Source organism: Rhodococcus sp. NPDC077669 (genome assembly GCF_040686915.1).
Taxonomy (GTDB): Bacteria; Actinomycetota; Actinomycetes; order Mycobacteriales; family Mycobacteriaceae; genus Rhodococcoides; species Rhodococcoides fascians.
In genome coordinates this window covers 340,742-364,244 of record NZ_JBFBMD010000002.1, presented here as the reverse complement: position 1 = coordinate 364,244, position 23,503 = coordinate 340,742, and the positions used below count along the sequence as shown (strand labels likewise).

At 66.4% G+C, this 23,503-nt stretch carries 20 protein-coding genes; 13 read left to right on the top strand and 7 right to left on the bottom strand.

All coding sequences use genetic code 11. From position 1 onward, the window contains the following. Positions 1-14: 14 nt before the first annotated feature. Entirely contained in the window at positions 15-665 is a 651-nt protein-coding gene (locus tag AB0P23_RS04240; RefSeq protein ID WP_027496633.1) for an amino acid-binding protein, read from the bottom strand. A 292-nt stretch (positions 666-957) separates the two neighbouring features. On the opposite strand from AB0P23_RS04240, the gene gatC reads away from it, so the two are divergent. The 3 genes from gatC to AB0P23_RS04225 are packed head-to-tail and all read left to right on the top strand — an operon-like array spanning position 958 to position 3,815. Further along, positions 958-1,257: an Asp-tRNA(Asn)/Glu-tRNA(Gln) amidotransferase subunit GatC gene (gene gatC / locus AB0P23_RS04235; RefSeq protein WP_027496634.1), complete on the top strand. Its 300-nt coding sequence runs from the start codon at positions 958-960 to the stop codon at positions 1,255-1,257. Beyond that, a complete protein-coding gene (gene gatA, locus AB0P23_RS04230; protein WP_206497939.1) occupies positions 1,254-2,726 on the top strand; it encodes an Asp-tRNA(Asn)/Glu-tRNA(Gln) amidotransferase subunit GatA in 1,473 nt (490 codons plus the stop codon). Before gatC ends, gatA begins: the two co-directional genes overlap by 4 nt. Before the next feature lie 6 nt (positions 2,727-2,732). Then, positions 2,733-3,815 carry an alpha/beta hydrolase-fold protein gene (locus AB0P23_RS04225; protein WP_363796865.1) on the top strand — a complete coding sequence of 361 codons (1,083 nt, stop codon included), beginning with the start codon at positions 2,733-2,735 and terminating at the stop codon, positions 3,813-3,815. 35 nt (positions 3,816-3,850) lie between these two features. Here the strand turns inward: AB0P23_RS04225 and AB0P23_RS04220 are convergent, their stop codons facing one another. After that, complete coding sequence (locus AB0P23_RS04220) at positions 3,851-5,245, bottom strand: alpha/beta-hydrolase family protein (RefSeq protein WP_057474112.1); 1,395 nt, start codon at positions 5,243-5,245, stop codon at positions 3,851-3,853. After that, positions 5,245-5,886 (bottom strand): hypothetical protein, encoded by a 642-nt coding sequence (locus AB0P23_RS04215; protein ID WP_032407037.1) that lies wholly within the window; start codon positions 5,884-5,886, stop codon positions 5,245-5,247. Before AB0P23_RS04215 ends, AB0P23_RS04220 begins: the two co-directional genes overlap by 1 nt. A 220-nt stretch (positions 5,887-6,106) precedes the next feature. Here AB0P23_RS04215 and AB0P23_RS04210 point away from each other — a divergent pair, with 220 nt between their 5' ends. The 4 genes from AB0P23_RS04210 to gatB all read left to right on the top strand — a co-directional run bounded on the left by AB0P23_RS04210 (position 6,107) and on the right by gatB (position 10,682). Continuing rightward, positions 6,107-7,294 carry a histidine kinase gene (locus AB0P23_RS04210; protein ID WP_094622414.1) on the top strand — a complete coding sequence of 396 codons (1,188 nt, stop codon included), beginning with the start codon at positions 6,107-6,109 and terminating at the stop codon, positions 7,292-7,294. Between the two features lie 10 nt (positions 7,295-7,304). After that, a complete protein-coding gene (locus AB0P23_RS04205; RefSeq protein WP_032391549.1) occupies positions 7,305-7,967 on the top strand; it encodes a response regulator transcription factor in 663 nt (220 codons plus the stop codon). Positions 7,968-8,068: 101 nt separating this feature from the next. Continuing rightward, positions 8,069-9,100 carry an ATP-dependent 6-phosphofructokinase gene (locus AB0P23_RS04200; RefSeq protein WP_032366581.1) on the top strand — a complete coding sequence of 344 codons (1,032 nt, stop codon included), beginning with the start codon at positions 8,069-8,071 and terminating at the stop codon, positions 9,098-9,100. A 70-nt stretch (positions 9,101-9,170) separates the two neighbouring features. Beyond that, positions 9,171-10,682 (top strand): Asp-tRNA(Asn)/Glu-tRNA(Gln) amidotransferase subunit GatB, encoded by a 1,512-nt coding sequence (gene gatB / locus AB0P23_RS04195; protein ID WP_027496639.1) that lies wholly within the window; start codon positions 9,171-9,173, stop codon positions 10,680-10,682. 72 nt (positions 10,683-10,754) lie between these two features. On the opposite strand, the gene AB0P23_RS04190 is transcribed toward gatB, so the two are convergent. Continuing rightward, on the bottom strand, positions 10,755-11,903 hold the full coding sequence (locus AB0P23_RS04190) for a PQQ-dependent sugar dehydrogenase (protein ID WP_057474111.1): 1,149 nt from the start codon (positions 11,901-11,903) through the stop codon (positions 10,755-10,757). Between the two features lie 93 nt (positions 11,904-11,996). Between AB0P23_RS04190 and AB0P23_RS04185 the strand changes: the two genes are divergently transcribed. Then, entirely contained in the window at positions 11,997-12,944 is a 948-nt protein-coding gene (locus AB0P23_RS04185) for a DoxX family protein (RefSeq protein WP_287451574.1), read from the top strand. Between the two features lie 75 nt (positions 12,945-13,019). On the opposite strand, the gene ilvD is transcribed toward AB0P23_RS04185, so the two are convergent. Then, positions 13,020-14,861 carry a dihydroxy-acid dehydratase gene (gene ilvD / locus AB0P23_RS04180; RefSeq protein WP_363796861.1) on the bottom strand — a complete coding sequence of 614 codons (1,842 nt, stop codon included), beginning with the start codon at positions 14,859-14,861 and terminating at the stop codon, positions 13,020-13,022. A 59-nt stretch (positions 14,862-14,920) separates the two neighbouring features. Next, a complete protein-coding gene (locus tag AB0P23_RS04175) occupies positions 14,921-15,460 on the bottom strand; it encodes a PH domain-containing protein (protein ID WP_196249493.1) in 540 nt (179 codons plus the stop codon). Positions 15,461-15,717: 257 nt separating this feature from the next. On the opposite strand from AB0P23_RS04175, the gene AB0P23_RS04170 reads away from it, so the two are divergent. From AB0P23_RS04170 to AB0P23_RS04150, 5 genes are all read left to right on the top strand, one after another. Beyond that, positions 15,718-17,676 carry an acetolactate synthase large subunit gene (locus AB0P23_RS04170; RefSeq protein WP_032366369.1) on the top strand — a complete coding sequence of 653 codons (1,959 nt, stop codon included), beginning with the start codon at positions 15,718-15,720 and terminating at the stop codon, positions 17,674-17,676. Then, positions 17,673-18,176 carry an acetolactate synthase small subunit gene (gene ilvN, locus AB0P23_RS04165; RefSeq protein ID WP_008717436.1) on the top strand — a complete coding sequence of 168 codons (504 nt, stop codon included), beginning with the start codon at positions 17,673-17,675 and terminating at the stop codon, positions 18,174-18,176. The genes AB0P23_RS04170 and ilvN overlap by 4 nt, the downstream gene beginning before the upstream one ends. A 62-nt stretch (positions 18,177-18,238) precedes the next feature. Beyond that, positions 18,239-19,240: a ketol-acid reductoisomerase gene (gene ilvC / locus AB0P23_RS04160; protein WP_170944858.1), complete on the top strand. Its 1,002-nt coding sequence runs from the start codon at positions 18,239-18,241 to the stop codon at positions 19,238-19,240. Positions 19,241-19,424: 184 nt separating this feature from the next. Next, complete coding sequence (gene serA / locus AB0P23_RS04155; RefSeq protein ID WP_027496645.1) at positions 19,425-21,020, top strand: phosphoglycerate dehydrogenase; 1,596 nt, start codon at positions 19,425-19,427, stop codon at positions 21,018-21,020. A 43-nt stretch (positions 21,021-21,063) separates the two neighbouring features. Further along, positions 21,064-22,074, top strand: a complete 1,011-nt coding sequence (locus tag AB0P23_RS04150) for a 3-isopropylmalate dehydrogenase (protein WP_032370768.1) — start codon at positions 21,064-21,066, stop codon at positions 22,072-22,074. An 82-nt stretch (positions 22,075-22,156) separates the two neighbouring features. Here the strand turns inward: AB0P23_RS04150 and AB0P23_RS04145 are convergent, their stop codons facing one another. Next, positions 22,157-23,392 (bottom strand): MFS transporter, encoded by a 1,236-nt coding sequence (locus AB0P23_RS04145; RefSeq protein WP_032383590.1) that lies wholly within the window; start codon positions 23,390-23,392, stop codon positions 22,157-22,159. Between the last annotated feature and the right edge of the window lie 111 nt (positions 23,393-23,503).

Genomic DNA, 23,503 nt, shown 5'->3' with positions numbered 1-23,503 from the left:
GCGAGTTCCGGTGATCAGGTAAGGACGGTTGCGACGATCCCGGCGAGGTAACCGAGCCGGGCTACCTCCGACGGCCTGAACTCGGGCCCTCCCGGCCGGCCGAGCATCAGCACGGTGCCGGTGGTGCCGAGGGGAGCGGCAGCGATCTTGGTGTCCATGTCCCGCCACACCTGAGGTACCCAGTCTGCGTCGGAGTCGAGTGCAGCGGGAGAGGTCAACGGGAACCAGGGCAGTTCGGCGGCGTGTGTTTCGGGTGCGCCCGGGCTACCGACCAGGCGGAACGGACCGTGCGCGTTGGTGGCCACCACGGTGCTCCAGCCCACGCGCAGAACGCGGGGAGCGCCGTCGACCAGAACTTGCAGACGGTCGTCGGATGCCGCTGCGACCCGGTCGATCAGTTCCAGTTCGCGATGGGTGTCGAGAACGCCGGTGTACGGGCGGATCGAGTCGACGCGGACGTCGGTGAGGTTCTCGGCTGCAGTGATCAGTGTGTCGGGAAGCGAACCGGGCGCAACGTCGACCACCAGGTCGTCGACCGCGTAGCCGTCGCCGCGTTCGATGACGTCGAGCGAGAGGATGTCCGCTCCGACCGAGCCGAGGGCCACGGCCAGCGATCCGAGGCTGCCCGGCCGGTCGGGCAGCTGCACGCGGAGCAGGTAGGACATGGCACGCTCCCTTTCGACGTCTGGCGTAGTTCAGGGAACACTGTGCACCCCCGGCGCGAGCAATCTTTGCATCTTCGACCTGGCCGGCTCGACACGCAACGCGGGACGTGACAATTCTGACACTCGTGCGGGCGAGATCGGCGGCCGATCGAGACCGCTGACCGGGAGTGAGGTCGGCGAAACGGTGCGCACTAGGCTGGACCGCGTTCGCGGACCTGTGCGGTTCGCTCTGCGCAAATACGGGGCCGGTTCCTGCAGGCCCCACTCCTACTGTGTGAAAGGGGTCTACGCGGTGCCCGATATCTCCCGCGACGAGGTCGCTCACCTCGCCCGGCTGTCGCGCTTGGCTCTCAGCGACGCCGAACTCGACGAGTTCGCCGGCCAGTTGGATTCGATCCTCCATCACGTCAAGACCGTCGCCGAGGTGGCGACGGACGACGTTGCGCCGACAGCCAACCCCAGCGACATCGTCAATGTGACGCGTCCCGACGTGATCGTTCCCGGTCTGACGCCGGAGCAGTCGCTGTCCGGAGCACCGAATGCCGAGGAGGGCCGTTTCGCGGTGCCGCAGATTCTGGGAGAGAGCGAATGACCGACCTGACCAAGCTCGACGCGTCCGAGCTCGCCGACCGTATCCACTCGCGTGACGTCAGTGCGGTGGAGGTGACCCGGGCACACCTGGATCGGATTGCCGAGGTCGACGGCGACCTTCACGCTTTTCTGCATGTGGCGAGCGCGCAGGCGCTGGCCGCGGCGAACGACGTCGACGCCGGGCTGGCCGCGGGCTCGGCACCGGCCTCACCGCTCGCCGGGGTGCCGTTGGCGCTCAAGGACGTGTTCACCACCACCGACATGCCGACCACCGCCGGCTCGAAGATTCTCGACGGGTGGGTGTCGCCGTACGACGCGACGCTGACCTCGAAGCTGCGAGCCGCGGGCATTCCGGTTCTCGGTAAGACCAACATGGACGAGTTCGCGATGGGCTCCTCCACCGAGAACTCCGCGTACGGACCGACCAAGAACCCCTGGGACACCACCCGGATCCCGGGCGGCTCGGGAGGCGGAAGCGCGGCTGCGCTCGCCTCGTTCCAGGCACCGTTGGCCATCGGCACCGACACCGGTGGATCCATCCGGCAGCCCGCGGCACTGACCGGCACCGTGGGAACCAAGCCGACGTACGGCAGCGTCTCGCGGTACGGACTCATCGCCTGCGCCTCCTCGCTGGATCAGGGTGGCCCCTGTGGTCGTACGGTGCTCGACACCGCGTTGCTGCACGAGGTCATCGCGGGTTACGACCCGCGGGATTCCACGTCGGTCGACACCCCGGTTCGTCCCGTCGTCGAGGCGGCCCGAGAGGGCGCTCGCGGCGACCTGACCGGAGTGAAGGTGGGTGTGGTCAAGGAGTTGCACTCGGACAACTATCAGTCCGGTGTCATCTCGTCCTTCGACGCCGCCGTGGCCGCATTGACCTCGCTCGGCGCCGAGGTGGTCGAGGTGTCGTGCCCCAACTTCGTCCACGCATTGGCTGCGTACTACCTGATTCTCCCGTCCGAGGTGTCGTCCAACCTGGCACGGTTCGACGGAATGCGGTACGGCCTGCGTGCGGGCGACGACGGCCACCACAGCGCCGAGTCGGTCATGGCCACCACCCGCGCTCAGGGGTTCGGGCCGGAGGTCAAGCGCCGCATCATGATCGGCACCTACGCGCTGTCGGCCGGTTACTACGACGCGTACTACGGGTCGGCCCTGAAGGTCCGCACCTTGATCGCGCAGGATTTCGACGCGGCATACGAGAAGGTGGATGTGCTCGTATCGCCGACGACCCCGACGACGGCATTCCCGTTGGGCGACAAAGTCGACGACCCGATGGCGATGTACCTCAACGATCTGTGCACCCTGCCCACCAACCTCGCCGGCCACTGCGCGATGTCGGTGCCGTCCGGCCTGGCGTCCGAGGACGGTCTGCCGGTGGGTCTGCAGATCATGGCTCCCGCGTTCGCAGACGAGCGGCTCTACCGCGTCGGCGCTGCGTACGAGGTTGCCCGCGGCGATCTGCGGTAGTTCGAGGTGCTGCATCGGTGGGCCGCCCGGTTGGCGCATCTGCCCTTGCTCGGTGGAGCGGTCCCGGTCATCGGATTGGCGGCGGCCACGGTGCTGGCGATCGTGGCCGCCGGTGCGATCGTGGTTCGCATCCGCCGTGGCCGTCCGCTCGGCTCGCCCGTCGGTGGGCTGAGCGCACTGGGCCTGGCAGCGGCGCTTCTGGTGGCGACCGCCGTACTGACCAACCTGACGGTGACGCGGTACCCCACGGCCGCGTCGGCACTCGGGCGTACACCGGTCGTGCATGTCGAAGGACACGGCCGGTTGTTCGACGTGGAGGTGCCCGGCACGGTGTCGCAGTTCCGTGCTCGTCCGGCGACGGTCTATCTCCCGGCCGCGTACGACGACGGGGCGGACGACCTCCCGGTACTGGTGTTGCTCACGGGACAGCCCGGCCATGTGGTCGACTGGATCGAAGGTGGCCGACTACCGCAGACGATGGACGCATTCGCGGCACGTCACGGCGGCGTCGCCCCGGTTGTCGTCGTTGCCGACGGGCTGGGGGACACCGAAGCCAACCCGATGTGCATGGATTCGGACCTCGGTAATGCTGCGACGTATCTGACAGTCGATGTCCCGCAGTGGGTTCGGTCGAACCTCCACGTGTCCTCGGACCCGCGATCCTGGGCGGTCGGCGGGTACTCCTACGGCGGAACCTGCGCCCTTCAGCTCGCGACGACGGACCCGTCGGCGTACCCCACATTTCTCGACATCTCCGGTGAGGACGAACAACGTCGTGGCACCAGAGCGGAGTCGGTCCTTGCTGCGTACGGGGCGGACACACCGGCCGACGAGGATCGGTTCGATCGTTCTACGCCGCTGAACGTGCTCTCCCGCAACAGCTTTCCCGACTCTGCCGGTGCCTTCGTCGTCGGAGCCGACGACGAGGAGTTCAGGCCGCAGACCGAGCGGGCCTACCGGGCAGCCGCCGCCGCGGGCATGGATGTGCACTACAGCGAGCTGCCGGGAGGACACTCGATGCAGGTCTGGGCGCCGGCGCTCGATCAGGAGATGGACTGGCTCGGCAATCGGCTCGGTCTGCTCGGCTGACGGACCAGCACTCCCTTTTCCGGCGGCCCCTCTCGTTAGCGGCAGCGAGCCATGGCCTCGCCTTGGTCGGTCCCGTATCGATGGCCGTGGCCCGACGTGACATCCAATGCGGCGAGCAGGTCGACGGACGTCTGCAGGAAGCCGACGACAGGCAACCACGGCGGCCGTGGGGCGTCGATCGTGAACGTCGTCGTATCCGGCGGCGACCACAACAGATCGAGAGACCATCGCGCGACGGGGTCCGAGGAGTTGGCCAGGACGGCGGCACCGTCGGTGTCGACCGATCCCGCGGGCGGGCCGGCCCAGACAGCCCCGCAGAGTGACGAAATGTTCTGTTGCACGGCAAGGTACGCATCACTTCCTGCAACCGAACCCAGGCTCTGGCCGTACACGACGACTTTCGGTGTGGTCGGCTCCGCCGCCGCTCGTGTGGCGACCGCTCGAACCACGGCGTTCGCGGACCGGCGGGCGTCGTCCTCGGCGAACAGGAAGGTCGCCCAACTCGGCTTGTCGGAGTACTGCACCGCCACCGTCGCGACGTCACCGCCGAACGTTCTTTCGGCCCCGGTGATCGCATTCTCGTCCACCCAGCCGGACCCGGTGGGAATCGCGACCACGACGACGCTGCGTTCGAAGGCTCCAGCCCGTTCCATCTCGGAGACGGCCAGTGCCACACGCTCGTCCGGTGTCGCGGCCGACTCGAGTCCCACGTACGTGCGTACGGTGTCGAGATCCTGCCCTCCCGACGCGAACGCGCGGCCCTCGCGTCCCAGCGTGCGCCACGGTGCCGAGGATCCGGGACCGCCGGATCTCGTCTCCGATGTCGGGGCGGCCACTGCGTCGTCCATCGCCGAGTTCGAGGCCGAGTACGAGGCCGACAGAGTGGACCGCACGAACGGAACGGCCAGGGTGTACGACAATGCAGCGACCGTGACGAGCAGTGCCACGCAACGGTTCCGGCCCAGAGCGGAGAAGATTCGCCGGAGCGCGCTACCGGCTCCGCACAGTACGAGCGCAACGCACAGGGCACCCCCGGTAACGTCGACGGCGTAGCTCCAGCTCACCGGCTCGACGTCCATCGCGGCTCGTAATCGATTCTGCCAGTGCATGTTCGAGGCCAACGCGACGCCCGAGATCAATGCAGCAGTGACGACGGTCCACGCTCGTAGCCGTAGCGACGCGGGCCGTCGTGGCCCGAACACCCGTCGGCCCGCACATGCGACCGTCAGAGCGAGTGCCACCATGAATCCGGTGAACAGGGCCGCAGTGACGGCGGAGCGGGGCAGAAGTGACGGAGCCGAGGAGATCGCCACAGCCGCTGCAACGGACACCGACGTGCCGAGTCTCGGCAAGCGAAGACGGTTGGGCGACTCGACATCCGATGCGACTGGGGTCTCGACCTCGCGGTCCGGGATGGCCGTGGTGGACATCAGCGTCGGTCCGTGCGGGTCGGGGTCATCGACACACGTCGGTACCGCGCGACAACGGACGCGATCAGCAGCGTCAGCGCCAGCACGGCTCCGAACAGTGTCAGGGGCATGGCGGGTTCGGCGACCGGTGCACCGAACGATTGTCGCCAGGAATTGAGGTCGACTGCCGTTGCCGCCACGACCGCAGCTGCGTCGCAGATCTGCCGGGACCCGTCGTCGGTGCGATGGTGACAGGCGTCGTGCATGCGACTGTCGAGTTGGGCGTCGATCGCCCTGCGCCACTGTGGGTCGACGGTCGTGCCCGTCGCGTTCGCGTAACGGAGGAGGTCGTAGCCCAGGTCGTGGGCTCGGCACGCAGCCTCGAACTCGGGTGGCAGTGGGATCGGGGACGAGCAATCCCCGCCGGGATTGCTCGCCATCCCGTCCTGCACCGCGGGCCGGTAGCCCATGACGTCTGCGAAGTCGCTCGGGATGGTCGACGCAGCGTCCTCGGCGGGTTCGGTGACCAGTGCACGAACGGTCTGTGCCACGGGGGAGCGACGGTCCTCGGTGGGTGACGACGTTGCTGCTCCCGTCGTGGCGGTCACGACGACGATGGCAGCTGCCACGCACATCAGGGTGCGAGATATGTTCCGGCTCATGAGGATCGACGCTAAGTTCGGCCGGCCGAGGCAAGCATCGCTCCGAGGTTCGGCTGTGGTGAGTGCCCCCGGGACCGGTTCGACGCGGTCCTGATACCTCCGAGCCATGCCGAACCGATACCCCGGTACGAGGACGCCGGCGGTCGATGCTGCCTAGGCTCGAGACGTGCGAAAGAAAAGGTCGACGAGTCTCGAACTCGGGGTACGTGCTCGGCGCCGGGTGCCCGAGCAGATCGGCGGCGTCCGTTCGGTCGACGTGCTGATCATCGCGGTGACGGCAATTCTGTACTCGATCGCGTGGCCGACACTGACGGTCACGCATCAGGTTTCGGTTCCGTTGCTACCGTTCGTCGCAGCGTTGGCAGCGTTTCCGTTCGCTCTGATCAGACTCAATCCCGCGATGGGGTGGGCGGTATCGGCGCTGTCCGCGTTGGTGATTCCGGCGGCGTTCGACCGCGTTCCGGATTACGACTACCCGTGGCAAGTGGTGCACATCCTCGTCCTGTTGGCGTTGCTGTTCGCGGTCGCGCTGCGTTCTCCGGCGCAGGTGCTGTTGGTGGCGTGGTTGGCCAGCATGCTGGTGTTCTTCGCGTACATGCCGGGCTCCGACGGAATCGGGTGGTCGGTGGGCCTGACTGCCGTGGTCGTGTTCGGGCTGCTGATCCGGTGGCTCGTTCTTTCGCGCAGGCAGCTCGCGCAGCAGGAGGAGGTCAGCGAACTCGAACGCACTCGCCGCACGATTCTCGAGGAGAGGGCGAAGATCGCCCGCGATCTGCACGACGTCGTGGCACACCACATGTCGATGGTCGTCGTTCAGGCCCAGAGTGCGCCGTACCGACTGGACGACGTGTCACCGGCCGCGGCTCGAGAATTCGAGTCGATCGGCGCGAGTGCACGCGAGGCGCTCAACGAGATCCGGGGGATGCTCGGGGTACTGCGTAGCGATGGAGCGCAGATGCAGGACGCGCCCGCGCCGAGTGCACTGGATCTCGAACGCACATTGCAGGCAAGTCGCAGAGCGGGCATGAATGTGCGGTGGGCCATCGCCGGTACCGTCGAATCGGTCTCGGAGACAACAGGACTGGCCCTGTTCCGTATTCTGCAGGAATCGCTGTCCAATGCCGCGCGCCATGCGCCCGAAGCCGAGGTGGAGGTGGATATCGCGATCGGCCCTGCCGTCGTGGACATGACGGTGGTCAACGCACCGGCTCCGAACCCGAGCATCTCCCGCACTCCCGGAAGCGATTGCGGCGGGCACGGAATCGCGGGAATGCGCGAGCGAGCGCAGGCCGCACACGGCCGGCTGCATGCCGCCCCTCTGCCCGGCGGTGGGTTCGAGGTTGCGGTTCGTGTGCCGACCGGAATGTCGACTCCGCCGGCAACGGCTGACGCCGGCGACGCGGTTTAGGCTGTCACGCGTGGTTACAACGGTGTTCATCGCCGACGATCAAGCGATGGTGCGGCAGGGGTTCGGTGCACTGCTCGGCGCTCAGGACGACATCTCGGTCGTCGGCGACGCCGACAACGGTCGCACCGCGGTCAGCGAGGTAGCGCGGCTGTTGCCGGACGTAGTGCTGATGGACGTGCGCATGCCCGAGATGAACGGGCTCGACGCGGCCCGCGCGATCCTGTCCGCGTCGCACGCGTCGCCGGTCCGTGTCCTGATGCTGACGACCTTCGACATCGACGATTACGTCTACGAGGCCCTGGCTCTCGGGGCCAGCGGATTCCTCCTCAAGGACGCGGCGGCCGAGGAACTGATCAGAGGCGTACGAGTCGTCGCGGCAGGCGATGCGCTGCTGGCACCGTCGGTGACCCGACGCCTTATCTCCGACGTCACGACCCGTCGCGGAGCGCGGAGGAACACTCCTTCCCGCCTGGCCGATCTGACGCCGCGCGAGCGCGAGGTTCTCGAACTCATCGCGACCGGCATGTCCAATGCGGAAATTGCAGGTGCGCTGTTCTTGGCCGAACAGACGGTCAAGACCCATGTGGGCAAGGTCCTGAGCAAGCTCGGGCTACGCGACCGCGCGCAGGCGGTCGTGCTGGCCTACGAAACCGGTGTCGTCACGCCCAAGTGAGGCCGACCGGTACCGGCGCGCGCGGGGACCCACGCCCGATTAGGCTGATGTTCGTCACTTCGGTCCGCTCCGCGGGCCTGCGAGCAGAGAGGCCAAAATCGATGCGCATCGGAGTTCTGACCGGAGGCGGCGATTGCCCAGGGCTCAATGCGGTGATCCGCGCTGTCGTTCGCACCGCCGACGCGCGATACGGCTCCACGGTCGTCGGATTCCAGGACGGGTGGCGCGGGCTTCTCGAAGACCGTCGAGTCCAGCTGCGCAACGACGACCGCAACGACCGGCTGCTCACCAAGGGCGGCACCATGCTCGGGACGGCTCGAACCAACCCCGACGTGCTGCGGGCCGGTCTAGACCGAGTCAAGCAGACCCTCGAGGACAACGGCATCGACGTGTTGATTCCGATCGGCGGTGAAGGAACTCTGACGGCAGCTGCGTGGCTGTCGGAGGAGGGCGTACCGGTGGTCGGTGTCCCCAAGACGATCGACAACGACATCGATTGCACCGACGTCACATTCGGCTTCGACACGGCGCTCACCATCGCCACCGATGCGATCGACCGACTGCACAGCACCGCCGAATCGCACCAGCGAGTGATGCTGGTGGAGGTGATGGGGCGACACGCAGGCTGGATCGCGTTGCACGCGGGATTGGCCTCGGGCTCGCACATGACTCTCATCCCGGAGCAGCCCTTCGACGTCGAAGAGGTATGCACGTTGGTGCGCAAGCGTTTTCAGCGGGGCGACTCCCACTTCATCTGCGTCGTGGCCGAAGGGGCCAAGCCCGTCGAAGGGTCGATGCAATTGCTCGACGGCGGTATCGACGAATTCGGGCACGTCCGATTCACCGGAGTCGCACATCAGCTCGGCGTCGAGATCGAACGTCGCATCAACAAAGAGGTACGCACCACGGTGCTCGGGCACGTGCAGCGTGGCGGCACTCCCACTCCGTACGACCGTGTGCTCGCAACGCGATTCGGTGTCAACGCCACCGATGCCGCGCATTCCGGAGACTTCGGAAAGATGGTGTCGCTGCGCGGTGCCGAGATCGGCCTGGTGTCGTTGGCCGAGGCCACCAAGCAACTCAAGCGGGTCCCTCAGACCCGGTACGACGACGCAGCAGCGTTCTTCGGCTGACCCCGAGGCGATCGGTGCGCGAGGACACGTGGTTACTCGGGTGGCGAATGCAATGCATAAACTACGGAGCATGACTGCTGCAACCGTCGATCTGATCGATTACGACGATGTGCTCGCCACGTTCGACCCCGTGCTCGGCATGGAGGTCCACGTCGAGTTGGGTACGGCCACCAAGATGTTCTGTGGTTGCCCCACCGCGTTCGGTGCGGAGCCCAATACGCAGGTGTGCCCGGTGTGCCTGAGCCTTCCCGGCGCACTGCCGGTGGTCAACGCTGCTGCGGTGGAGTCGGCGATTCGTATCGGGCTGGCGCTCAATTGCTCGATCACCCCGTGGGGACGGTTCGCGCGGAAGAACTACTTCTACCCGGATCAGCCGAAGAACTACCAGATCTCGCAGTACGACGAGCCGATCGCCACGGAGGGTTACCTCGACGTCGTGCTCGACGACGGCAGCACGTTCCGCGTCGAGATCGAGCGCGCCCACATGGAGGAAGACACCGGCAAGTCGACGCACGTCGGTGGCGCAACCGGACGAATCGAGGGCGCATCGCATTCGTTGCTCGACTACAACCGCGCCGGTGTGCCCCTGGTCGAGATCGTGACCAAGACCATCACCGGTACCGGGGCGCGGGCACCGGAGGTGGCGCGGGCGTACGTGACCGCATTGCGTGACCTGTTGAAGTCGCTGAACGTCTCCGATGTGCGGATGGATCAGGGTTCGTTGCGTTGCGATGCCAACGTCTCATTGATGCGGAAGTCGGCCACCGAGTTCGGTACTCGCACCGAGACGAAGAACGTCAACTCGCTCAAGAGCGTCGAGGTCGCCGTGCGCTACGAGATGCGCCGTCAGGCTGCGGTGCTCGAATCCGGCGGCGAGGTGACGCAGGAAACCCGACATTTCCAGGAGTCCGACGGCACCACCACGGCGGGCCGGAAGAAAGAGACCGCGGAGGACTACCGCTACTTCCCGGAGCCCGACCTCGCTCCCGTGGCCCCGGATGCAGCGTGGATCGAGGAGCTGCGAGCCACTCTGCCCGAGCTGCCGTGGTTGCGCCGCGGGCGAATTCAGAAGGACTGGGGCGTCTCCGACGAGGAAATGCGCGACTTGGTCAACTCGGGTGCTCTCGAACTCGTGGCGGCGACCGTCGACGCCGGCGCGTCGGCGCAGGCTGCGCGGTCGTGGTGGGTGTCGTACCTGGCGCAGCAGGCCAACATCGCCGGCGTCGAATTGGGGGATCTGGCGATCACTCCGGCTCAGGTGGCCGAGGTGGCAGCCTTGGTGGCCGACGGCAAGGTCAACAACAACGGTGCTCGTCAGATCGTGGACGGCGTCTTGGCCGGTGAGGGCGAGCCCGCAGAGGTGATGTCGGCGCGGAACCTGGTGTTGGAGAAGGACGACACCAAGCTCCAAGCCGCCGTCGACGAAGCACTTGCCGCGAACCCCGGTGTGGTGGACAAGATTCGCAGTGGCAAGGTCCAGGCCGCCGGTGCCATCGTCGGCGCGGTGATGAAGGCAACGCGGGGACAAGCCGATGCCGCCCGAGTCAAGGAACTCGTGCTGGCGGCGTGCGGTCAGTCCTGATCGACGCATGAGCAGGGCGGCCGGGCAGCGATTGCTGCCCGGCCGCCCTGGTCGTTCGAAGGAGCTGTCGGATCAGTCGAAGCCGCCACCACCGCCGGCAGGGAACGGCACCTTGACGACCCGGTCGTCGGTGGGGCCGACGGCAGTGCCGTTCTTGTTCACCGTCCCCACCAGAATCTGACCGTCGCTCGTGCTGGTAGCCCCGTTCAACTGCCCGTACTTGTCCTGGATCAACAGGGTCGGCTCGGCCGAGACCGCTCCGGTGTTCGGGTCCGTGGCCAGTGCTGCAACAGCTTTCGCTGTGGTCAGGGCAACCGCGACGCCGCTCTGACCGGCGGCACACCCGGCCACACCCGGACGGTCGGGCCAGGTCCACACGGGGGAGAACACTGCTCCCAGCTTGTCGATGCGCTGCAGGCGATCCTCGGTGGCGGTGCGGTCGGTGACGTAGATGTTTCCGCTGCCGTCGGTGCACACGTCGCCCGCTGTGCCGATACCGCTGAGCGCGATCCCCGGCCGCGGGGGAGTAGGAGTCGGCGACAGTGACGTCACGCGTAACAGCTTGCCGGACAACGAGTTCGGATCCGCGGCGGCCACGGCATCGCCGTTGTCGCCGGTCAACACCAGAAGTTCGTTCGGCGTGTAGAACTCGAGGGAACCTCGGACTCCCGCGGCCCCGCGGGGGATCCCGGTCAAGATGTCCTTGGGTACGTCCCCCTGCGCGAGCCGAACGACCCGCGTATCCGACGCCGTCGTGATCAGCGCGTAGAGCAGTTTATCCTCGGCGTACGTGGGCGAGAGCGCGATGTCCAGCAGGCCCCCGTCGCCGGTGCCGTCGACGGGGATCGTGGCCACCTGCTGTGGCGTCCGGCCTGCGGTGACCTCCATGATGCGGCCGGTCCTGCGTTCTGCCACGAGGCTGCTCTGGCCGTCGGGAAGAGCTACGAGTCCGCCCGTGGTGTCGAGGCAGGTGGCGATCACTGCCGGGTCGGGATCCACGCACGGTCCCGAGACGGGCTGCGGGGCGTTCGGACCCGCCGGGGGCGAGGTCTCGCTGGGTGTGGTGGGCTTGAGTTCGGCAGCTCCGACATCCGGCGCGGGGGTGAACGGGGACGAGTTGGAATCGTCGAATCGGGCGCACCCGGCGAGCAGAACAACCGTCGTCGACAGGGCGACCACAGCCGCGCGGGCAGTTCGTGACGATGCTCCGAGCGGCTTCATGGTTCGAACGTTACGGAACGTCGAGTCCGACGCGCCACGCGGCCGTGAGCGTCAACGTCGGTGGCGCGGGGTTGTCGGCCTTAGTGTGGGGAGGTGACCGATACACCGCGTGACCCCAACCAGCAGGATCCCTCGTACGAACCGGCCGAGAGCCCGTACGACAACCCCACCGAGAAGATTTCGCCCACGCGTTCGGGTTCCGACGCGTCCGGTGCATCGACCACAGCGTTCGGTGCGCAGCGTTCGGATCGTCTGCCCCGAACCGACGACGAGTTGGACTTCCCGAATTCCTCCGCGTCCGAAAAGCGGAGCAGCGATGCGGCACCGACAGAGAAGATCCCGACGTACCGCCCGTCGGCCTTCGCCGACTCGCCGACCCAGACGCCGACGACGGCTACGACGGCCGGTGCCACCTCGAACGCGTACTCGGATCGTCCGACGGAGTATCTCGGTGAGTCCTCCGATTCGGCAGTCGCCGCCCCGGCAGCCCCGGTGCGCACCGAGACCGTGGAAGTTCCGGCCCGACGCGGCACCACCGATCTGGGCCTGTTCGTCCTACGCGTCGCCATCGGAGCAGTGTTCCTCGGGCACGGCTTACAGAAACTCGTCGGATTGTGGAACGGTCCCGGGCTGGACGGATTTCAGAATCTCCTGGAGGAGTCCGGGTTCCGATACCCGGAGATCCTCGCCATCGCGGCCGCGACCGGCGAAACCCTCGGCGGCGCACTGCTGATCCTGGGACTGGCGACGCCGCTGGCCGGTGCAGCTGTGTTGGCGACCATCATCAACGCCTGGTGCTTCAAGCAGGTGGCAGAGCCGGGGCTGCAGTTCTCCGGTGCCACCGGCGTGGAGTACGAAACCGTTCTCGGCTTCGCGGCCGCGGCCATCATTCTCACCGGACCCGGAAAGATCGCGTTCGACGGCCGCCGCGGCTGGGCAACCCGCCCCCGCATCGGATCGTTCCTCGCACTCGCGGTGGGAATCGCTGCGGGCGTGTGCATCTGGATCTTCCTCAACGGAGCGAACCCGGTCGTCCGCTGATCCGGTCGACAACCAACCATGTGAGTGGTTCCTCGTACCCTGCTACGAGGAACCACTCACATGGTTTTGTTCTGCTCAGGGCACGTAGCGCACAGCACCCTTGTCCGCGGATGTCGCCAGTGCGGCGTACGCGCGCAGCGCCGTCGTGACCGTGCGCTGTCGATCGACCGGCTGCCACGGCCGCTCGGACGCGAGCATCTTCGCGCGTCGAGTCTCCAGAGTTTCCTCGTCGACGAGGATCTTGAGCGTGCGCGTGGCGACGTCGATGCGGACCTGGTCGCCGTTCTCGACGAGGCCGATCACGCCGCCGGCCGCAGCCTCGGGGGAGATGTGTCCGATGGACAGGCCCGACGTACCACCGGAGAACCGTCCGTCGGTGATCAGGGCACAGACCTTGCCCAGACCGGCACCCTTGAGGAACGCCGTCGGGTGCAGCATCTCCTGCATTCCCGGTCCACCCTTGGGTCCCTCGTACCGCACGACGAGCACGTCACCGGGTTGGATCTTCTTCTGCAGGATGGCCGAGACGGCTTCTTCCTGAGACTCGACGACCAGCGCAGGTCCCTGGAACGAGAAGAGGTCCTCGTCGATGCCCGCAGTCTTCAGAATCGCGCCGTCGACGGCGATGTTGCCGCGCAGCACCACCAGACCACCCTCAACCGTGTAGGCGTGTTCTAGATCGCGGATGCAACCACCCGCGGCGTCGGTGTCGAGGGAGGACCAGCGATTGCTCGTGGAGAACGGTTCGACGGTTCGGACACCGCCGGGAGCGGCATGGAACAGCTCGATCGCCTCGTCGGATGCGGCACCGGAGCGGATGTCCCACGTGTCGAGCCACTCGTCGAAGCTCTTCGTGTGGACGGTCGAGACGTCGGTCTCGAGCAGATTCGCACGCCGCAGTTCACCCAGCAGGGCGGGAATTCCACCCGCCCGGTGCACGTCTTCCATGTGGTAATCCGAATTGGGGGACACCTTGGCCAGGCACGGCACCTTGCGGCTGATGGCGTCGATGGTGTCGAGATCGAAATCGACCTCGCCCTCCTGCGCCGCCGCGAGTGTGTGCAGCACGGTGTTGGTCGAGCCACCCATCGCCACGTCCAGTGCCATCGCGTTGCGGAATGCCGCCGGGGTGGCGATGTTGCGGGGCAGCACCGACTCGTCCTCGTCCCGGTAGTACTTGATCGCCGCCTCGACGATGGTCGTGCCGGCCCGGGTGAACAGGGCGCGGCGGGCCTCGTGGGTGGCCAGAGTGGAGCCGTTGCCGGGCAACGCCAGCCCGAGCGCTTCGGTGAGGCAGTTCATCGAGTTGGCGGTGAACATGCCCGAGCAGGACCCGCATGTAGGGCACGCGCTGCGCTCGACCTCGTCCAGGCCCTCTTCGGATACGGCATCGTTCGCGCTGGCAGAGATCGCGGTGATCAGGTCGGTGGGTGCCTGCGCGACCCCTCCGACGACCACCGCTTTACCGGCCTCCATCGGCCCACCGGAGACGAACACCGCCGGGATGTTCAATCGCATGGCCGCGTTGAGCATGCCGGGGGTGATCTTGTCGCAGTTGGAGATGCACACGAGTGCGTCCGCAGTGTGGGCGTTGGCCATGTACTCGACCGAGTCGGCGATGATCTCGCGGCTGGGCAGCGAGTACAGCATGCCCCCGTGCCCCATCGCGATTCCGTCGTCGACGGCGATGGTGTGGAACTCGCGAGGGACTCCGCCGGCCGCGCGGACGGCGTCGGCGACGATCTCGCCGACGTTCTTCAGGTGAACGTGGCCGGGTACGAACTGGGTGTACGAGTTCGCGATGGCGACGATCGGTTTACCGAAATCCGAATCGGTCATTCCGGTGGCGCGCCACAGCGAGCGCGCGCCCGCAGCATTGCGTCCGACAGTGGTGACCCGTGAGCGTAGCGGCGGCATAGTGCAGTTCCTCGTTCGTTGCAGCGGTGATCGCAACGAGGAGATTACTCGGCCGCTCGTCAGCGATCCTTCGGTGCCTGTTCGTCGTCGTGCTCGGCATTCTCGGCCTCTGCGCGTGCCTGATCCTCCGCCGCAGCTGCCGCGGCATAGGGGTCGGTGATGCGACCGCCGCTGGCGGCCGCGAGTTGGGGGAGCCGATCGAACCGCACGAGCGGAAGTGACTTCTCCGTCTTGTCGGTGAGCACCACGCGTGCCCAGCGGCGATCGGGGAAGTGCAGTCCGACCACGGACTCCCACTCGATGACGTCGGAGCCGATGAAACGGCGGGCCGTGATCGCCTCGGGAGTGATGACGGTGCGCACACGCAGCACCCAGATGCACGCGACGATCGGCAGAATCAGCAGCCAGCCCAGTGCGGCGGGCCAGCTCGCCGCCGGCAGAGAGGTACTGAACAGGAGCAACCCGACGCCGATCAGGGCCAGACGCGGGAGGCGGATGACCTGCCTGCTCGACGGCGGTGGCCCGTCGGCACTGTTCGGTTGCTCGGAACCGGTGTGGGATGATGACCGAGGTGGTTCGGACTGCTGCGAAGACGACACCCATTCATCTTCGCATTGCATCTACGCGATCTCACATAATGGGATTGCGTCGTGACGAGTTTGACTCTTCCCTGTGCGCGCGCCTACCGTTCAGTGCGTGAAGCGGAATTGGATACTCGTAATCGGCCGGCGCGTCAACGCCTGAGCCGGTTGTTCAAACTCGCATCGACGCGCCACCCTCGTACAGCTCACGCTGACGGGGGTTTTTTCTTGCCCAGAGATCGCCCAGCAATTTCACATTCCTGAGGAAGCAATCAGTGAGCGCACCAACCGCACGCCCAGGGCCCACGACACGTAAGTCGGGGACAGCCACGAGCCCGTCGACCAGCAACCCGTCCGCAGACGCGGCGACCAACGGATCGCGACGCCACGTCGCACCCGAGAAGGTCAGCGGCGCACAGTCGGTCGTACGAGCTCTCGAAGAACTCGACGTCGACACCGTATTCGGCATTCCCGGTGGCGCGGTTCTCCCGGTCTACGATCCGCTCTTCGACTCCGTCAAGGTTCGCCACGTGCTCGTTCGCCACGAGCAGGGTGCGGGTCATGCCGCCACCGGCTATGCCCAGGCGACCGGCAAGGTCGGCGTCTGCATGGCGACGTCCGGCCCGGGTGCGACCAACCTCGTCACCCCGTTGGCCGACGCGCAGATGGACTCGGTTCCGATCGTCGCGATCACCGGTCAGGTCGCCCGCAGCCTCATCGGTACCGATGGGTTCCAGGAAGCCGACATCTCGGGTATCACGATGCCCATCACCAAGCACAACTTCCTGATCACCGACGGTGCGGACATCCCGCGCATCATGGCCGAGGCGTTCTACATCGCCGCGTCGGGTCGTCCCGGTGCCGTCCTCGTCGACATCCCGAAGGATGTGCTGCAGGCGCAGACCACGTTCTCGTGGCCGCCGGAAATGCGTCTGCCCGGCTACCGCCCGGTCACCAAGCCGCACGGCAAGCAGGTTCGCGAAGCGGCACGCTACATCGCCGATGCCAAGCAGCCGGTGCTGTACGTCGGTGGCGGCGTCATCAAGGCCAACGCCTCGGCAGAACTGCTCGAGCTCGCCGAACTGACCGGCATCCCGGTCGTCACGACGCTGATGGCGCGCGGGGCATTTCCCGACACCCACCAGCTGAACCTGGGCATGCCCGGTATGCACGGCACCGTCGCGGCGGTCGCCGCCCTGCAGCGCAGCGACCTGCTGATCACGCTCGGTGCCCGGTTCGACGACCGCGTCACCGGTCAGCTCTCGTCCTTCGCTCCCGATGCCAAGGTCATCCACGCCGACATCGACCCGGCCGAGATCGGCAAGAACCGATACGCGGACGTGCCGATCGTGGGCGATTGCGGCGAGGTCATCACCGAGCTGATCGAGGCCCTGCGGGCCGATCGCGCCACCGGAACGACTCTCGACCTCGAGCAGTGGTGGGTCTACCTCGACGGCATCCGCAAGACGTACCCGTTGAGCTACGACCGTCCGTCCGACGGTTCCATGTCTCCCGAGTTCGTCATCTCCTCGGTCGGCAAGTTCGCCGGTCCCGACGCGATCTACTGCGCAGGCGTCGGCCAGCACCAGATGTGGGCCGCGCAGTTCATCAACTACGAGAAGCCGCGCACGTGGCTCAACTCCGGTGGTCTCGGCACGATGGGGTACGCGGTTCCGGCCGCCATGGGAGCCAAGATGGGCCTGCCCGACGCCGAGGTGTGGGCCATCGACGGCGACGGCTGCTTCCAGATGACCAACCAGGAGCTTGCTACCTGCGCGGTCGAGGGAATCCCGATCAAGGTCGCGCTCATCAACAACGGCAACCTCGGCATGGTTCGGCAGTGGCAGACCCTGTTCTACGAGGAGCGCTACTCCAACACCAATCTCGGAACTCACGGTGCCGTGCGCATCCCCGATTTCGTCAAGCTGGCCGAGGCGTTGGGCTGCGTCGGTTTGCGATGCGAGCGGGAAGAGGACGTGGATGCGGTGATCGCCCAGGCACGCGCCATCAACGATCGTCCGGTCGTCATCGACTTCATCGTCGGTGCCGACGCCCAGGTGTGGCCGATGGTGGCCGCCGGAACGGGTAACGACGAGATCATGGCCGCCCGCGGCATCCGTCCGCTGTTCGACGAGGACGAGACCGTGGGCAGTGAGCCAGGACTCGACGACGCGATGGAACGCGAGCAGGCACCGCACCCGATGAACAACGACGCGAAAGGCACGGACCTGTGAGCACCAGCCATACCCTCAGCGTTCTCGTCGAGGACAAGCCAGGTGTGTTGGCGCGCGTGGCCGCGTTGTTCTCGCGCCGCGGCTTCAACATCTCCTCACTCGCGGTCGGCGGCACCGAGATTCCCGATATCTCGCGCATGACGATCGTGGTGACGGTCGACGAGTTCCCGCTCGAGCAGGTGACCAAGCAGCTCAACAAGCTCATCAACGTCATCAAGATCGTCGAGCAGGACGACGATTCCTCGGTGGCGCGCGAGTTGGTCCTGATCAAGGTCCGCGCCGATGCCAGCGTTCGGAGCGAGGTCATCGAAACGGTGAATCTGTTCCGCGCCAAGGTCATCGACGTCTCTCCCGAGGCGGTGACGGTCGAGGCGACGGGCACCCGCTCCAAGCTCGACGCGTTGCTGAAGATGTTGGACCCCTATGGAATTCGAGAAATAGTTCAGTCGGGAGTCGTTGCCGTCGGACGTGGACCGAAATCGATCACTGCGTCGCGTTAGCGGCCCCGGTGACGAACATGCGTAAAACCCAAGAGGAAAGGTAACAACCAGTGGCAGTCGAGATGTTCTACGACGACGATGCTGATCTGTCGATCATCCAGGGCCGCAAGGTCGCTGTGATCGGCTACGGAAGCCAGGGCCACGCGCACTCGCTCAGCCTGCGCGACTCCGGCGTCGATGTTCGCATCGGCCTGGCGGCAGGCTCGAAGTCCCGCGCCAAGGCGGAGGAGCAGGGCCTGAAGGTCGGAACTCCCGCAGAGGTGTCCGAGTGGGCCGACGTGATCATGGTGCTCGCACCCGATACCGCTCAGGCCAAGATCTTCTCCGAGGAGATCGAGCCCAACCTGAAGGACGGCGACGCGCTGTTCTTCGGCCACGGCCTCAACATTCACTTCGACCTGATCAAGGCTCCGGAGTTCGTGACCGTCGGCATGGTTGCCCCCAAGGGCCCCGGCCACCTCGTGCGTCGTCAGTTCGTCGACGGCAAGGGTGTTCCCGCGCTCATCGCCATCGATCAGGACCCGAAGGGTGAGGGCCAGGCCCTCGCGCTGTCGTGGGCCAAGGGCATCGGCGGCACCCGCGCAGGCGTCATCAAGACCACGTTCAAGGAAGAGACCGAGACCGACCTGTTCGGTGAGCAGGCCGTGCTGTGCGGCGGCACCGAAGAACTCGTCAAGACGGGCTTCGAGGTCATGGTCGAGGCCGGCTACGCACCCGAGATGGCGTACTTCGAGGTGCTGCACGAGCTCAAGCTCATCGTCGACCTCATGTACGAGGGCGGCATCGCCCGCATGAACTACTCGGTGTCCGACACCGCGGAGTTCGGTGGGTACCTCTCCGGACCGCGCGTCATCGACGCAGGCACCAAGGAACGCATGAAGGCCATCCTGGCCGACATCCAGTCGGGCGAATTCACCCGTCGCCTCGTCGCCAACGTCGAGAACGGCAACACCGAGCTCGAAGGCCTGCGCAAGGCCAACGCCGAGCACCCCATCGAGGTCACCGGCAAGAAGCTGCGCGACCTCATGAGCTGGGTCGACCGCCCGATCACCGAGACGGCCTGATTCTCATCGAATCGCGTTGTCACGCAATCTGATCGAAGGGCACCCCTGGATTGCCGGGGGTGCCCTTCGGTGCGTGAGTCCGGTGGCGTCACCGTGTGACGTCTCGGGCCTCTAAACTGTTCGTGCTGCACAGCCCGCCGAATTTTTCCGACCACGTCTCGAACCGATATAGGGAGTTTTTCACGTGAGCCAGCCAGGCCGTCCTGTCGTTCTGATCGCCGACAAACTTGCGCCGTCCACCGTCGAGGCACTGGGCGACGGCGTCGAGGTTCGCTGGGTCGACGGTCCGGATCGCCCCGCGTTGCTCGCTGCAGTTCCCGAGGCCGACGCCATTCTCGTGCGGTCCGCGACCACGGTCGACGCCGAGGTGCTCGCTGCCGGGACCAACCTCAAGATCGTCGCCCGCGCCGGTGTCGGCCTGGACAACGTCGACGTACCCGCAGCCACCGAGCGCGGCGTCCTCGTCGTCAACGCTCCGACCTCCAACATCCACACGGCTGCCGAGCATGCGGTGACGTTACTTCTCGCCGCTGCGCGCCAGATCCCCGCTGCCGACGCCACCCTGCGTCAGCACGAGTGGAAGCGCAGCAAGTTCAACGGTGTCGAGATCTTCGGCAAGACCGTCGGCGTCGTCGGACTCGGCCGAATCGGCCAGCTGTTCGCGCAGCGTCTTGCCGCGTTCGAGACCCACATCATCGCGTACGACCCCTACGTCTCGGCAGCGCGCGCGGCGCAGCTCGGAATCGAACTGGTGAGCCTGGACGAGCTGCTCGAGCGGGCCGACATGTTCTCGGTGCACCTGCCGAAGACGCCGGAGACCAAGGGCATCATCGGCAAGGAAGCCCTCGCCAAGACCAAGCCCGGGGTCATCGTCGTCAACGCCGCACGCGGTGGACTGGTCGACGAGCAGGCACTGGCCGACGCCATCACCTCCGGTCACGTGTTCGCCGCGGGCATCGACGTCTACGCCTCCGAGCCGTGCACCGACAGCCCGTTGTTCGAGCTGCCGCAGGTCGTCGTCACTCCCCACCTCGGGGCATCGACCACCGAAGCGCAGGACCGAGCGGGCACCGATGTGGCCAAGTCCGTGTTGCTGGCTCTCGCAGGCGAATTCGTGCCCGACGCGGTCAACGTCAAGGGTGGGGCCGTCGGCGAAGAGGTATCGCCGTGGCTCGAAATCGTGCGTAAGCAGGGTGTGCTGCTCGGAGCCCTGTCCGACGAACTTCCCACCTCGTTGTCGGTGGACGTTCGCGGCGAACTCGCGAGCGAGGACGTGCAGATCCTGAAACTGTCCGCGCTGCGCGGACTGTTCTCGGCCGTCATCGAGGATTCGGTCACGTTCGTCAACGCTCCGTCGCTCGCCGAGGAGCGCGGTGTCACAGCAGAAGTGACCACCGCTCCCGAGAGCGAGAACCACCGCAGTGTCGTCGACATTCGCGCCGTCTACGGTGACGGATCGGTCCTCAACGTTGCCGGCACTCTGACGGGTACCTCGCAGGTCGAGAAGATCGTCAACATCAACGGCCGCAACTTCGACCTCCGCGCCGAGGGCAAGAACCTCATCGTCAACTACGCGGATCAGCCCGGCAGCCTGGGTCGAATCGGCACTCTGCTCGGCGACGCCGGAATCGACATCCAGGCCGCAGCACTGAGCCAGGACTCCGAGGGTGACGGCGCAACGATTCTGCTGCGCGTCGACAAGGACGTTCCGGCCGAGCTCAGTGCGAGCATTGCCACCGCTGTGGGTGCCTCCACCATCGAGCTGGTCGACCTGTCCTGATCGCTCGCAGCCGATCGGACCGACACGAACTACGAGGAGTGAAATGAAGCTGGCCGTCATCGCCGGGGACGGAATCGGACCGGAGGTCGTCGCCGAAGCGCTTGCCGTTCTCGACGTGGTCGCACCCGGAGCCGAGAAGACCGAGTACGACCTCGGGGCGCGGCGTTACAACGCCACCGGAGAGTTGCTGCCGGATTCGGTGTTGGCAGAACTGCGTGAGCACGACGCAATTCTGTTGGGAGCGATCGGCGATCCGTCGGTGCCCAGCGGTGTGCTCGAGCGTGGGCTGTTGCTGCGGGCGCGATTCGAGCTCGATCACCACATCAATCTGCGGCCGGCCAAGTTGTACCCGGGCGTGGTCGGTCCGCTGGCCGGGGACAAGCAGATCGATGTCGTCGTCGTTCGGGAGGGTACCGAGGGCCCGTACACCGGCAACGGTGGTGCACTGCGCGTCGGTACACCGCACGAGGTGGCCACCGAGGTCAGCGTCAACACTCGTTACGGCGTGGAGCGGGTGGTGCGCAACGGTTTCGAGCGGGCGCTGACCCGCAGGAAGCACCTGACGCTGTTGCACAAGACCAACGTGCTCACGTTCGCCGGTAGCCTGTGGGCCCGCACGGTCGAGGCAGTCTCGGCGGACTTCCCGGACGTCGAGGTCGCGTATCAGCACATCGATGCCGCGATGATCCACCTCGTCACCGATCCCGGCCGGTTCGACGTGATCGTCACCGACAATCTGTTCGGCGACATCGTGACCGACCTCTCGGCTGCCGTCACCGGCGGAATCGGTTTGGCCGCAAGTGGAAACATCGACGCCACCGGTACCAACCCCAGCATGTTCGAGCCGGTGCACGGTAGCGCGCCCGACATCGCGGGACAGCAGAAGGCCGATCCGACCGCTGCCATCCTGTCGGTGTCCTTGCTACTCGATCATCTCGGCGACGCGGCGGGGGCCGCGCGAGTAGAAGCCGCTGTCGCAGCGGATCTCGCCGAGCGGGGAACCACGACCGCGTCGACGAAAGAGATCGGCGCTCGGATCGCCGCTCGCCTGTAACTCTCACGCCACGACATGCCACGGTGGGCCGACAGCCCACCGTGGCATGACGTGTATCACGGGCATGTCACCTTTCGGCGCGTCAGCGGGCGCGGTCTGCACCGGCGTCGGACGTCTCGTCCGTGGGCTCGGGTGCCGGATCGTCGGGCACGATCGGTACGGAGAGCGCGGGAAAGACCGCCGAGACCAGGAACGCCACGGGGAAGCTGATGGCCGCGATCGCCCCGAACACCGGCGGTACAGCCGAGGCGAACACGTACTGGCTCGTGTTCTGTACCCCGAGAGCGCGTCCGCTCCAATACGGTCCCGAGATTTCCGCGACAGCAGTGAACGCGAGGCCGTTCGGGGCAACGGTGGCGACGGACGCGACGACGAGCAGGACGATGGCGGCGGGGGAGTCGAACCAGTCGGCGATGCCGAGCCCGAGCATGCTGGCAGCGGCTGTCACGGCCACCCACCGCAAAGGCCGCATGCGGCTACCGACACGATCGGACAGCGCGCCCACGCTCATCCGACCCAGTGCGCCGAGAATCTGGGTCAGCGTGACGAGGACACCCGCGGCCGCGGCCGTCCAGCCTCGGTCGGTCATCAGCCACACGAGCGCATACGTCCACACAACGTACTGCGGCACCACCAACAGGATGGACGTGGCGTGAATGCGCCACAGTTGGCTGCTGTTGCGGTACGGATTGTCGAGCAGACCCTGCGCCGCCGCATCGGTGCGGTTCGGACGGGGAGGGTCGACCACGGCCAGGCACAGCAGAGCGCTCGCAGCGCAGACGGCAGCAGGCACGAGCAGGGCCGCGCCGACGCCGTGGTCACGCGCGACAGGCGGGATGGTCAGTGCCGCGACGGCCACGCCGAGGGGAACCGACATCTGTCTGATGCCCATGGCCAGCCCACGACGGTGCGGCGGAAACCAGCCCACCACGACGCGTCCGCTCGCGCTGTTCGCGCTGGCCGCAGACATACCGCCGATCAACAGCAGGGCGGCGAGCGCCGGAATGGACGTGCTGACCACCGCAGCCAGGCTCGCGGCAGCGGTGAGCCCGAGCCCGATCACGAGAACGAGACGTTCGCCGATGCGGTCGACGAGCACGCCCCATGCGATGAGGGTCAGCATGATGCCCACGGTCGGCATCGCAACCACGAATCCTGCGGTCGCAAGTCCGAGTCCCCGGTCGTCGTGCAGGGCGGGAATGAGAAATGCAGCACCGTTGATGAAGACGGCACCGGCAGTCTGCGCGAGCATCCCGAGCACGAGCATGAACCACCGTCGCGTCTCGCCGATACTGGACAGCTGCTTCGTGGCGCTCATTCCGGCCTCTCGTCTCACTATGTGAACCCATAATCTTGCTATCTGGATACAGATCGAAACATTACACCGGCGAAAGATCGACGGACAGGACGGCATCGGCGTGCGGAGAAC

Coding starts and splice junctions, on each gene's coding strand:
- ilvD (WP_363796861.1), bottom strand. CDS start 14,861: ATGCCGCCGCTACGCTCACGGGTCACCACTGTCGGACGCAATGCTGCG.
- gatB (WP_027496639.1), top strand. CDS start 9,171: ATGACTGCTGCAACCGTCGATCTGATCGATTACGACGATGTGCTCGCC.
- AB0P23_RS04150 (WP_032370768.1), top strand. CDS start 21,064: ATGAAGCTGGCCGTCATCGCCGGGGACGGAATCGGACCGGAGGTCGTC.
- AB0P23_RS04145 (WP_032383590.1), bottom strand. CDS start 23,392: ATGAGCGCCACGAAGCAGCTGTCCAGTATCGGCGAGACGCGACGGTGG.
- AB0P23_RS04220 (WP_057474112.1), bottom strand. CDS start 5,245: ATGTCCACCACGGCCATCCCGGACCGCGAGGTCGAGACCCCAGTCGCA.
- gatA (WP_206497939.1), top strand. CDS start 1,254: ATGACCGACCTGACCAAGCTCGACGCGTCCGAGCTCGCCGACCGTATC.
- AB0P23_RS04240 (WP_027496633.1), bottom strand. CDS start 665: ATGTCCTACCTGCTCCGCGTGCAGCTGCCCGACCGGCCGGGCAGCCTC.
- AB0P23_RS04215 (WP_032407037.1), bottom strand. CDS start 5,886: ATGAGCCGGAACATATCTCGCACCCTGATGTGCGTGGCAGCTGCCATC.
- AB0P23_RS04190 (WP_057474111.1), bottom strand. CDS start 11,903: ATGAAGCCGCTCGGAGCATCGTCACGAACTGCCCGCGCGGCTGTGGTC.
- ilvC (WP_170944858.1), top strand. CDS start 18,239: ATGTTCTACGACGACGATGCTGATCTGTCGATCATCCAGGGCCGCAAG.
- AB0P23_RS04200 (WP_032366581.1), top strand. CDS start 8,069: ATGCGCATCGGAGTTCTGACCGGAGGCGGCGATTGCCCAGGGCTCAAT.